Source organism: Lentibacillus sediminis, from assembly GCF_002763455.1.
Taxonomy (GTDB): Bacteria; Bacillota; Bacilli; order Bacillales; family Amphibacillaceae; genus Lentibacillus_D; species Lentibacillus_D sediminis_A.
The window spans coordinates 19,000-30,200 of record NZ_NIXK01000017.1 but is presented as its reverse complement, the minus strand read 5'-3'; the positions used below and the strand labels follow the sequence as shown (position 1 = coordinate 30,200).

9 protein-coding genes and 1 pseudogene are annotated in these 11,201 nt (G+C 47.2%); 2 read left to right on the top strand and 8 right to left on the bottom strand.

The features are described from left to right. Nucleotides 1-221: 221 nt before the first annotated feature. The 6 genes and pseudogenes from murC to CEG13_RS18085 form a co-directional block, all read right to left on the bottom strand. On the bottom strand, nucleotides 222-1,523 hold the full coding sequence (gene murC, locus CEG13_RS18110; protein WP_100013304.1) for a UDP-N-acetylmuramate--L-alanine ligase: 1,302 nt from the start codon (nucleotides 1,521-1,523) through the stop codon (nucleotides 222-224). Between the two features lie 128 nt (nucleotides 1,524-1,651). Beyond that, nucleotides 1,652-2,770: a nicotinate phosphoribosyltransferase gene (locus CEG13_RS18105; RefSeq protein WP_100013303.1), complete on the bottom strand. Its 1,119-nt coding sequence runs from the start codon at nucleotides 2,768-2,770 to the stop codon at nucleotides 1,652-1,654. Between the two features lie 68 nt (nucleotides 2,771-2,838). After that, complete coding sequence (locus tag CEG13_RS18100; RefSeq protein ID WP_100013302.1) at nucleotides 2,839-5,619, bottom strand: DNA translocase FtsK; 2,781 nt, start codon at nucleotides 5,617-5,619, stop codon at nucleotides 2,839-2,841. Between the two features lie 774 nt (nucleotides 5,620-6,393). Beyond that, on the bottom strand, nucleotides 6,394-6,999 hold the full coding sequence (gene ytpR, locus CEG13_RS18095; RefSeq protein WP_100013301.1) for a YtpR family tRNA-binding protein: 606 nt from the start codon (nucleotides 6,997-6,999) through the stop codon (nucleotides 6,394-6,396). A gap of 9 nt (nucleotides 7,000-7,008) precedes the next feature. Then, nucleotides 7,009-7,821 (bottom strand): DUF1444 domain-containing protein, encoded by an 813-nt coding sequence (locus CEG13_RS18090; RefSeq protein ID WP_100013300.1) that lies wholly within the window; start codon nucleotides 7,819-7,821, stop codon nucleotides 7,009-7,011. 24 nt (nucleotides 7,822-7,845) lie between these two features. Next, nucleotides 7,846-8,169: pseudogene (locus CEG13_RS18085) on the bottom strand (thioredoxin family protein); the annotation flags it as partial. A gap of 155 nt (nucleotides 8,170-8,324) precedes the next feature. Here CEG13_RS18085 and CEG13_RS18080 point away from each other — a divergent pair. Beyond that, the gene (locus CEG13_RS18080; protein ID WP_100013298.1) at nucleotides 8,325-8,765 is read left to right on the top strand and encodes a YtoQ family protein; all 441 of its coding nucleotides are present in this window, start codon (nucleotides 8,325-8,327) and stop codon (nucleotides 8,763-8,765) included. 60 nt (nucleotides 8,766-8,825) lie between these two features. Here CEG13_RS18080 and CEG13_RS18075 read toward each other — a convergent pair whose 3' ends face one another. Then, nucleotides 8,826-9,329 (bottom strand): DUF84 family protein, encoded by a 504-nt coding sequence (locus CEG13_RS18075; protein ID WP_100013297.1) that lies wholly within the window; start codon nucleotides 9,327-9,329, stop codon nucleotides 8,826-8,828. A 69-nt stretch (nucleotides 9,330-9,398) separates the two neighbouring features. Then, the gene (locus tag CEG13_RS18070) at nucleotides 9,399-10,466 is read right to left on the bottom strand and encodes a M42 family metallopeptidase (protein WP_100013296.1); all 1,068 of its coding nucleotides are present in this window, start codon (nucleotides 10,464-10,466) and stop codon (nucleotides 9,399-9,401) included. Nucleotides 10,467-10,873: 407 nt separating this feature from the next. Here CEG13_RS18070 and CEG13_RS18065 point away from each other — a divergent pair, with 407 nt between their 5' ends. Beyond that, complete coding sequence (locus CEG13_RS18065; protein WP_100013295.1) at nucleotides 10,874-11,188, top strand: PepSY domain-containing protein; 315 nt, start codon at nucleotides 10,874-10,876, stop codon at nucleotides 11,186-11,188. Nucleotides 11,189-11,201 lie beyond the last annotated feature (13 nt).

Sequence of the window (11,201 nt, the reverse complement as noted above, 5' to 3'; positions counted from 1 at the left end):
TTTGGACAGGGAGCCACCCCTCAAATCCATTATAAAGGTTTTTTTATGCCAAAAACACTTAAAAGTTGAAGATTCCTATTAATTTTTATTTTCACTTACAATTAATGCAATGCTAGTGAGAAAATATTGGAAAATACTTTTTCCCTCTTTATGCTGCCCTCTTCAGCAGCTAAAAAAGCCAAAACCACCAGGTGATTTTGGCTTTTCCCAAGAACATTCATTTACTTAATCTTCAGTTGTTCCTCATAGGCCTGCTGAAATTTTTGTATATCACCGGCCCCCATGAAAATCAGCACACTGTTCTGATACTGCTGCAGGATTTCTGTCTCATCAAGATCCAAAAGACGCGCATCCGGCGTCAGCCGCAGGAGATCATCAATAGTGAGGGTTCCGGTTTCTTCCCTGGCTGAACCAAATATATCACATAAAAATACATGATCGGCCTGATTCAGACTATCAGCGAACTCCTGAAGAAATGTTTTTGTACGAGTAAAGGTGTGAGGCTGGAAGATAGCGACCACCTGTTTATCCGGGTATTTCTTCCTCGCCGACTCAATGGTCGCTGAGATTTCCCGTGGGTGGTGAGCATAATCATCTACCAGAATCTGGCCGCCAACCTGCTTTTCCGTAAAGCGGCGCTTCACACCCTGGAAATTGTGCATCTTCTTGATATCCTCTGCCTTAATATCCTCATAATGGCAAATGGCAATAACTGCCAGCGCATTGAGCACATTATGGTCGCCAAACGTGGGAATCACAAAGGTGTCATAATAGGTATTGCGGACAAACACATCGAATTCCGTGCCTGCTTCTGTCTCGGTGACATTTTTAGCCTGAAAATCATTCGTCTCGTTAAATCCATAATAAACCACTGGCACTTTTGCCTGGATTTGCTGTAGCTCTTCATCATCCCCGCAGGCAATGATCCCTTTTTTTACACGATCGGCCATTGACTGAAAGGCCTGGAACACATCATCAATGCTAGTGAAATAATCGGGATGGTCAAAATCGATATTTGTCATGATTGCATAATCCGGCTCATAACTCAGAAAATGCCGGCGGTACTCACACGCCTCAAAAACAAAGTATTGGCTGTCGACCGTTCCGCTCCCCGTGCCATCCCCAATCAAATAGGAAACAGGAAACGTCTCATTCAGCACATGTGACAGAAGACCGGTGGTGGATGTCTTGCCATGTGCACCAGTAATCGCAATGCTGGTATACTGCTTCAGCCATTCGCCTAAGAAGTCATGATATCTATAATACGTACAACCCAGTTTTTTTGCTGCTTTGATCTCCGGATGATCGTCGGAAAAAGCATTGCCGGCAATGACCGTATAATGGTCCTTAATGTTATCTTCGGAAAAAGGGAAAACCGGAATCTCTTTTTCTTCCAGAGACATTTGTGTATAAAACCATTTGTTAATATCAGAACCTTGCACCGTCTCCCCGGAATCGTGGAGAATTTGGGCAAGTGCACTCATCCCAGTCCCTTTAATACCAATAAAATGGTAAGTTGTCATAAAAAAGAACCTCCAAATTTGCATGAAAAGGTATCATAAACCCTATCGTGTTTTCTGCAAAGCCATTTAACATTATACCAAATCTGCTTGTTGATTAAAATAGAAACTTATCCCTTCCATGCAAATAATTATTCATTATCTTCCCCGTAATAATGAACTTCTTCCAATCTTGGGTTGGGACGGTACCTCCTGCCTTCCTTGGCGGACGGTGTCCCATTGAGCAAAACATTATCTCCCGTAAAGCCGATCGTGATCTTAAGCAGGCTGCCGCCGACTCCATACATGTCCACAGGCACTTCCAGCTCTTCAAATTCCCGGATGCGGTCTTCGGTAAATCCTCCGCTGACCATAATCTTGACATGCTGAAATCCTTCTTCATCCAGTGCCTTCCTCAGGGCAAAAATCAGCTGAGGGTTCACCCCTCTTGGGTCAAATGTACCCATTAAATGGTGGTTTCTGAGAAAATATTTATCGACAAGTGTACGGGATGTATCCAGACGGACGGATGTCAAATCTTTTCCGAATTCCTGAGCAACTTTCAATGAATCTGTAATCACATCGTTATTGTAATCCACCAATGCAGCCAAATCATCATTCGGGTACACTTCATGGTAGGCCTTGGCTGCAGCCACAATGTCCCCGCGGAACATCTGGATCAGCGCATGCGGCATCGTGCCCATACCCTCTCTTCCCCACCATTCATTCATCGCATGGGTAGCCTGTGCCGTCGAGCCGCCGATAAATGCGGCATAGCCGTCCCCGGCCTGCTGTGTGTAATGATCATCCCGGTCCCCCATAAAAATAACCGGTTTTTGCTTCCCGGATGTCCCGGCAGCTTTTACCACATTGTATACATTTGTTGCGACAGACGTTCTTCTCGCCAAAATTCCGTCAATCAGTCCTTCCAGATAGCCAAATTGCTGATAGGCACCAGACACGGTCAGCACCGATTCATACGGGGCTACTTTATCCCCGTCCTTCAAGGCATGAATCTTCAAGGTTTCCGGCTGATCGGCAAAGGTATGTAAGAGCGCGATCGCTTCATCGGTGCCGCATAGCACTGCATGTTCTTTTTGAAAAAATTGCATGGTAACATAATTATCCGGCACCTGTTTTTCCGCGATTTGTTTCGTTTTAAGAAAATAAACGGCAGAGAACCAGCCCTCTCGTATTCGCTCATCAAATTTAAATGTTTTATTGGTCAGACGCTTGATTTCCCCTGCAAGCTTTTGCTCGATTTCCTTCATATGCGTGCGGCTCCTTAAATTTAACATTTCTTCCATCATATCGAACCCTTTAATTCTTAACAACCTTTTCACATTTCTTCTGCTTGGGTGCGGGTGATGAGCACTTCCCTTGGCTTGCTGCCGTTTTGTCCGGAGATGACCCCTCTGGTTTCCAGGGCGTCAATCAGCCTGGCTGCCCGGTTGTAGCCGATTTTAAAATGACGTTGCAAGAGCGAGGTACTGGCGCTGTTGACACTAAGGACAAACTGTACGGCGTCCGGCAGCAGCTCATCTTCATTTTCATCAGCTGTGACACGTTCCAGCAGTTCCTCCTGCTCAAACAGATAATTCGGTTCAGCGATCGTCCTGGCATGGCTGGTGACACGCTCAATTTCCTCATCGGAAACAAACGGCCCCTGCAGCCGCACACTCTTGCCTGCGCCGTTTTCCACAAACAGCATATCCCCTTTTCCGAGCAGCCGCTCCGCCCCGCTCGAATCAATAATCGTGCGTGAATCGACCTGGGAGGAAACACTGAAGGCAATTCGTGTCGGGATATTCGCTTTGATCAAACCGGTGATAACATCCACCGACGGGCGCTGTGTCGCGACAAGCAGATGAATTCCACAAGCCCGAGCTTTTTGGGCAATCCGGCTGATCGCGTCCTCAACATCCTGCGGGGCGACCATCATCAAATCCGCCAGCTCGTCAATCACGATCACGATAAACGGCAATTTTTCTTCGCCGCGGCCCTGCTGGGTCATTTTCTGGTTATACCGCTCCACATCGCGCACGCTCTCCTGGACAAACTTTTCATAACGCTCTTCCATTTCATTGACCGCCCATTTCAATGCGGCAGTCGCAGCCTTGGCATCGGTGATTACAGGGGATACAAGATGCGGAATCCCGTTGTAAGGTGCCAGTTCGACCATTTTTGGATCAATCAGCAAAAATTTGACCTCTTCATGGCTTGCTTTATACAAAAGGCTTAACAGCATCGTATTGATGCAGACACTTTTTCCCGACCCGGTTGCACCAGCGATCAGACCATGCGGCATTTTTTGAATGTTGGTCACAACAGGTGCCCCTTCAATGTTCAGTCCAAGCGCAATCGTAAGTGGCGAAGTGCTGGACTGGAAGGAATCCGTGTCAAAAATCCGCTGCAGGCCAACCATTTCCGGCTGAGGATTGGGAATTTCGATGCCGATCGTGTTTTTCCCGGGAATCGGTGCCTCAATTCGGATATCTTTTGCTGACATATTCAGTTTAAGATCATCACTTAAATTCTTCACCTTACTTACTTTGACACCAAGCTCCGGCTGCACCTCAAACCTGGTTACAGACGGCCCTTGTGTTGCCTGGACAACTTTTGCCCGCACATTAAAATGCTTTAGCGTTTTTTCCAGGAGCGCTTGCTGATCTTCCATCCAGCGCTGGTCGTCAGCAGACTTTTCCACTGGATCGTTCAGCAAATAGGACGGAAAGGATACAGGCTTGGACACTGGTTTGGTTTGCTGCTGGTCCAGTATCTGTGAACGCCGCTTCTCAAATTGGTGCTTTTTATCCCTTGGTGTCATCATGACATTAAAAGGTGTCTGCTTATTTGCATTTTTTCGTTCCGCACGCTCGTGGGCGCGGCGGGCATTGCGGTTAAGCGGGCGTTCTGTGTCTCTGGTTTGCTGTTCTGGACGGTTGGCCACCGTTTCGCTGGTGGCAGCAACTTCTTGCTCTGCTTGTTTTGCTTCTTGTGTAGTTTCGGCTGCTGGTGATGCCTCTTGCTTTACCTGTTTTTCCTCGTGGTTTGTTTCTATTACTGATGTTGCTTGCCAATTGGAGCTGTCCTGGTTCAGTTTTGGCTCTTCTTTGTCGGGCTCGGGAGGCTGTACAGCGGCACTTTGTCCAAGTTGCGGTACATGCTGTGATTGCTCCTCACGGTCTACCGGATGCCGTTTGTTGTCTGTTTTCTCAAAGGACGAGCCTTCGACAACTGGAGAATTCGCAGTCTTCCCTGTATTTGTTTCCTTGCCGCCGGTCTTTTCGGCTTTTTCTGGTTTGTGCTGTGAATCGTTGCTATCATCCTTTTCCTGTTTGCGCTCAAAGGCAGGCTTATCAGGCTGCTCCTTCAATCTTCGCGGATGGTAGCCGTAAACAGGGGACGGCACATCTGTCGGCTGAAACGGCACATCCGTATTCTTTTTATAAACTTTCCGGTCGCCTTCTGGTTTCCTTGTTTCATTTTGATGCTTTCGCTGCTGCCGACGCGGCATGGCAGGCTGCTCATCCGTTTGCTCTGATTGCCGTTGGCGTTGCTGTGCCTGCTGCTTCCTTCTTTCTTCCGGCTGTCTGCGCCGGAAAGCTGGAGTGACCGCAGAAGTATCATTTGCTTTTTTATCTGTTTGCTCTGATTGGCGCCCTTGATGCTGTGTTTGCTGCTTCTTTCTTTCTCCCGGTTGCCTGCGCCTGAAAGCTGGAGTGCTTGCTGAAGTATCACCTGTTTCTTCTTCTGTTTGCTCTGATTGGTGCACTCGATGCTGTGCTTGCTGCTTCTTTCTTTCTCCCGGTTGCCTGCGCCGAAAAGCTGGAGTGCTCGCTTGAGTATCGGCCGTTCGCTTTGTTTCCTCATCCGGAATGACCGGGAAACGAAAATTTCTGTCCGGATATTGATAGGTCATTTTTGCCTGGATTGGCTGCTGCCGCTGCGCAGACGGCTGTCTATGCTGACGTTGTGTTCTGTTCGGTTTTTCTTGTTTTTTCGGCTTTTGCTGTTTGTTTGGTTTTTCCAGTTTTTTCTGCTCTTTGCCATCTTCGTATGTAATGATCTCTTCCACTTCTTCTTCTTTGAAAAAAAAGTCTTTAATCTTCTCCCACATAATATTTCACTCATTTCTGTTTCCACTATCTGTCATTCCATTTTAGCAGGTTTCCCGGTCAATGTGTATATGGAAAAGAAAAACAACCCGCTTTTTAAACGCGCAGGTTGTTATTTGTTTAAAAAGGCTGTTTTCCAAAAGAATGGGACTGCGATTACTCGTGTCACTGAAATAGTTTACTGTTTTTATCACAATATTTATAAACCGCGACGTAAATCAGTGAGTTTCATGTTCGCCGCTGCGGAAATATACTACGCTTTCCGCGGGGGCTGGTGAGCCCCCTTGTGCTGTCGCACTTCGGGGTCTCACCGAAGCCATTCCTCCCGCAGGAGTCTCCGTATATTTCCTCCGCTGACTGATGTGTTTTTGACTCTACTGCTGCTTAAATCAACTACCACTCTTAATAGTTGATTTCTGCTGGAGGCAGTGGCTTTTCGCAAGTACAGCTTCAGCCTCCTTGGAGGAAAAGCGCTTCCTGCTCAGGTTTAAACACATGCTTTCCCACAGTAGTCGACTGTGGCAGCCCTAATCAACCATCAACAGAGTGAGTAGCTATTGGTTCCATTTAAAAAGCACACCGTAGCGGAGGAAATACCCCGAGACTCCTGCGGGATGAAAAGCATAGGCGAGACCCCTCAAGCGGAGACAGCGCGAGGAGGCTCACCAGCCACCCGCGGAAAGCGAGGGGTATTTCCGCAGCGGTGGCCAGAAGGCTATGTCGCAGTTCCCATCAACTACGAAATAAACAGCCAACAATACTGACGAAAAGAGCCTTTAAAAATTAAATGCTTCGCCAGCCGTATAACTGTCATCAAGCACGTAAATTCCTTTTTCCTTTGGCGCATCCGGCAAACCAAGCTCTTTTTGGGAACATATCATACCATTCGACGGCACGCCTCGTAATTCTGTCGGTTGAATGATCATCCCGCTTGGCATCACGGCTCCGACTTTGGCAACGACGACCTTTTGCCCTTTTTCTACATTCGGGGCCCCGCAGACGATTTGCAGCGGTGCTTCCTCTCCGGCATTCACTTGGCAGACACTTAATTTATCGGCATTTTCATGCAGTTCTTTGGCTTCGACATAGCCGACAACAAATTTCGGACTCAGATCAAAATCCAGCGAGTCGCTTAATCCCTGCTGTTGAAAAAGATTCCTGATTTGCCCCAGCAGTTCTTCGGTGAGGGCAAATTTCCCCTCTTGCTGCAAATTCAAATGTTCATTTGCAGCAAAAATATTATAACCGATCAGTTCCCCGTCCAACGAGGTAATTTTCGTTATCGGTCCGTTGGTTGTCTGTGTGATCTCATCGCGATTTCCTTGTTTCACCGGGATAATTAGCACATCGCCGATCCCAGTTGGGTTGTAACATACATCCATGGTCTTCCCTCATTTCTTATCATTTTGCGGCCGATTTTTGGCCAGAATAAAAATCGGTGTCAGTTTTTTATCTTCATAAATTAATGCAAGAGAGGTAATTGGTATTCTCCCTTCCGCAAAAAACTTCATCGTCATTTGCGCCAGAATGTCATAGCCAGTTTTATTTTCTATATCGGCAACTATCAGCACATCCTGGTGGGGCACGGCTACCGCCAATTCTCCCTTGGCATTCGCCTTCATCTCTTCCAAAAACGCTTCGTTGAGAATGCGGCTGGCATCATAGCCATCCTGTGTGGCCACAAAATAAAAATCATTGCCGGCCACATGATCCTTCTTATAGTCCACGTCAAGCGAACGCAGGTTGAAGGAAGCAATTTCATCAACCCGGTTTTGCGACCAGCCTTCTTTTTCTAAAAGTGCTTCGTCAATCAGCCGGTAGGATTTGCCCAGATCCAGTGCATAATAGACTCTTGTTTCCGCCGTGTGCTCCTTGAAAACCAGCTTGTCCCCTGATTTTGTTTCAGTCGGGAAAGACGCCGCGCGGATAACCGGGTAAATATTTTTCTCCATTCCGACAAGCTGCTGCTGTTCATTCATAATCCGCAGTGCCTCGGTAATATGGTCCACGAGTTCATCAATCGCTTCCTCGCCGCGCTCATTGTATTTGCTGACGACATTGGGCAACGTGATGGTAATGCCCTGCTTCTGTTCTTTTTCTTCGATTCGGAAGGTATCTTTATCCCGGTTGTAGGATGTTTTATAATCCTCACCGGAAAGTCTCTCTTCCAGTATTTTTTTCAATTTCAGGCTAGTCATTTTCATAGTGGTTCCTCCTGAGCCTTAGCTTTAAGCTGGCAGTCCTTCGATAAATTCAGTGATTTCCTCTTTCGTTTTGCGGTCTTTGCTGACAAATCGGCCCGCTTCTTGCCCCTGGTGGAACGCAAGGAAACTTGGAATGCCAAAGATATCATGCTCCTGACAGATTTCGATGAAGTTGTCGCGATTCACTTCCACGAAAGTATAGGCAGGAAATTCCTGCTCAATCTCCGGCAATACTGGTTCTATCACCCGGCAATCCGGGCACCAGCCAGCCGTAAATAGAAATATAACATAGTCTTCATTTTTTAATTGATTAAATTGTTCGGTTGTCTCCAATTGTTTCATTTGGTCATCACACTCCTGTGTCTATCTTATACATTGTGCCAGATGCTTTCAATTATCAAGGATTGAGGGGAACCCCGAGGGAGAAGGATTTCAATTTCTTGGCAATTATTCTTTTATTATTTACAATTGGTAATAGAGATAAATAATTGGGAGGGTTCATAATGGAATTAACGGTATATCTGGCAGGACAAATTCATGATGACTGGCGCGGCGAAGTGGAACAAAAGGCAAAGGAGAAGGGATTGCCGCTTACGTTTGTTGCACCGCAGACAAATCATGACCGCTCGGACGACATTGGGGAAGCAATCTTGGGCAAACAGCCGGGAGATGTCTACAAGGACGATGCGGCATCCAGTGTTAATAACTTTCGCACTCAAGTACTGATGCAAAAATCCGATGTGGTGATCGCTCTGTTTGGCGAAAACTTCAAGCAGTGGAACACAGCGATGGATGCGAGTGCAGCTATCACGCTTGGGAAGCCGACGATTCTTATTCGTCCGGAAAAGCTGGTTCACCCGCTAAAGGAGCTTTCCAATAAAGCAAATGTTACGGTTGAAACAGCTGATCAGGCGCTGGATGTGTTGGGTTATATCTTTGAATAATGGAAGGCAGCCGCACTCATTTTGGGGAGTGCGGCTGTTTTGTGGTCTTTTATCGTACAATTATACTCCCCAATATTCCCATTGTCCCCGCAACAAGGAAACCACATGACTAAACATCTCCTGCCGGGAAATTCGTCCATTTGTAAAAATACCGATTGCGCCTTCTTTACTGCGCACCCCTTCCTTGTTTGCGTATGGATCCATTAAATCGCCAAGTTCCACGCCATTCTTTAAGGGTGCAGCAAATTCCTCCGGCAGAACAATTTTCGCTCCGCTGGCTGTAAATACCTTACTATCTGGTGCCACGAGTGCCCCCCAGTTACATAAATAAAACACTCTATCCAGCTCCATGACGCCGCCCTCCAGGCCAATTCCGACTGTATCCTGCTGGGAGCCAGCGCATTTTTGTGCCCGGTTGATTGCTCCTATCCTTGTCTCCTCATCGGAAAAAGGCTGCGGAGACACGTCGGATGAGACCTCCAGTGAAGTTACCTCCGCTTCTGGGAACACCTCTTGTACTGCATTGATTTTCGTGGGGTTTTTTGATCCGATTATCAGTTTCATTTCTTTCTGCTCCTTGCTATCAAGAAAAACTGCCACCTGTTTTACGGGATGGCAGTTTTCCATTCATGATTAATTGGAACTGTGAATCTGATCCAGTGTATTCGCATCCGTTTCTTTAACCAGTTTCACCAGCAATTCTTTTGCTGCCGCGTAATCATCAACATGGATGATGGAAGCAGATGTGTGGATATATCGCGAACAGATGCCGACAACTGCTGATGGCACACCTTGTCCTGAAATATGGACCCGCCCCGCATCGGTGCCGCCTTGGGAAATGAAGTACTGGTATGGAATGTTATTCGACTCTGCCGTATCCAGCACGAATTCCCGCATGCCTCTATGGGTAATCATGGTCCGGTCAAAAATGCGCAGCAGGGCGCCTTCCCCGAGCTGGCCAAATTCTTCTTTGTTTCCTTCCGCATCATTTGCCGGCGATGCATCGAGCGCATAAAAAATATCCGGCTCAATCATATTGGCTGCCACCTGTGCCCCACGCAGTCCGACTTCTTCCTGAACGGTAGCTCCGGAATACAGCTGATTGTTCAGCGTTTCCCCCTGCAGCTCTTTTAACAGTTCAACAGCCAGGCCGCAGCCATAACGGTTATCCCATGCCTTGGCAAGCACCTTCTTTTCATTGGCAAGCACTTCAAAGGCAGTTGCCGGTACGATTTGCTGACCAGGTTTTACCCCGATTTTCTCCACATCTTCCCGGTCATCCGCACCGATGTCGATCATCATATTTTTTATCTCCATCGGTTTTTTGCGTTGCTCCGGTGTCAGGTTATGCGGCGGAATCGAGCCGATCACCCCGGTAACCGGGCCATTGTCTGTGATAATCTGCATCCGTTGTGCAAGCAATACCTGGCTCCACCAGCCGCCCAGTGGCTGAAAACGGATCATGCCATTTTTCGTGATCTGGGTGACCATCAGGCCGACCTCATCCATGTGACCAGCCACCATAACTTTTGGCCCATTTCCGTTTTTCACGCCGAATACTCCGCCAAGGTTATCCTGAACTACTTCATCGGCGTATTTCTCCAATTCCTTTTTCATAAATTGACGAACGGCATGCTCATTGCCCGGCGCACCCGGAAGTTCTGTCAAATTTCTGAAAAGATCAAGCGTATCCTGTTTCATCAAATCTGCCCCCAATAACTATGTAATATCATCAGTATACCGGAAACTCTCCTGCTATTTCTACCATGGGCACCGGAGGAAGAGATTTTTCTGTCTAACCGCTTCCTGTTAAAAATAGAAGATAACTATATTCTAACGGCAAATAATACTGAATAAGCACAGAGCAGCCGGAATACACGTAGACTCCTGCGGGAATAGTGACCAAAGTGAGACCCCGCAGTGAGGCACGAGCGAGGAGGTTCACGGGGCACCCGCGGAAAGCGAAGTGTACTCCGGTTGCGGTCTAGGTAATGAAAATCACCCCCACTCTCACTCAAATATTTTCCATTTTCCCCTGCTTCCTTTATAATAAAAGAAAGCGTAACATCTCAGTGATACAGTGAAAAATACAGACAGAGGTGAATAACATGAATACCAAACGATTATTAATCGCAGCCGGTGCCGGTGTGGCAGCAGGCTACCTGATCAAACAGCAGGTGGATCATTTTCAAAAAGTAACACCAGAGCGGGCACTGAAGCACGCAAAAGAAACCTTTAAAAAAACCGGCCCGATTAGCGGTTCCTGGATTTACATGAAACCCGAGGAAGTCGAGAAAAACGGCCTTCTGTACAAAGCTTACCGCGGCGGGGTAACCCGAAACATCGACGGGGAAAACAAACAGTATGAATTCTACGTCGATGTCGATACCGGTGCTGTCGTTAACTCATTTCAGACTACCTAATAGCCATAGAACC

What these genes read in the sequence shown, in the direction of transcription:
- CEG13_RS18100 (WP_100013302.1), bottom strand. Translation starts at nt 5,619, where the DNA reads ATGTGGGAGAAGATTAAAGACTTTTTTTTCAAAGAAGAAGAAGTGGAA.
- CEG13_RS18090 (WP_100013300.1), bottom strand. Translation starts at nt 7,821, where the DNA reads ATGAAAATGACTAGCCTGAAATTGAAAAAAATACTGGAAGAGAGACTT.
- murC (WP_100013304.1), bottom strand. Translation starts at nt 1,523, where the DNA reads ATGACAACTTACCATTTTATTGGTATTAAAGGGACTGGGATGAGTGCA.
- CEG13_RS18105 (WP_100013303.1), bottom strand. Translation starts at nt 2,770, where the DNA reads ATGAAGGAAATCGAGCAAAAGCTTGCAGGGGAAATCAAGCGTCTGACC.
- ytpR (WP_100013301.1), bottom strand. Translation starts at nt 6,999, where the DNA reads ATGGATGTATGTTACAACCCAACTGGGATCGGCGATGTGCTAATTATC.
- CEG13_RS18075 (WP_100013297.1), bottom strand. Translation starts at nt 9,329, where the DNA reads ATGAAACTGATAATCGGATCAAAAAACCCCACGAAAATCAATGCAGTA.
- CEG13_RS18065 (WP_100013295.1), top strand. Translation starts at nt 10,874, where the DNA reads ATGAATACCAAACGATTATTAATCGCAGCCGGTGCCGGTGTGGCAGCA.
- CEG13_RS18070 (WP_100013296.1), bottom strand. Translation starts at nt 10,466, where the DNA reads ATGAAACAGGATACGCTTGATCTTTTCAGAAATTTGACAGAACTTCCG.
- CEG13_RS18080 (WP_100013298.1), top strand. Translation starts at nt 8,325, where the DNA reads ATGGAATTAACGGTATATCTGGCAGGACAAATTCATGATGACTGGCGC.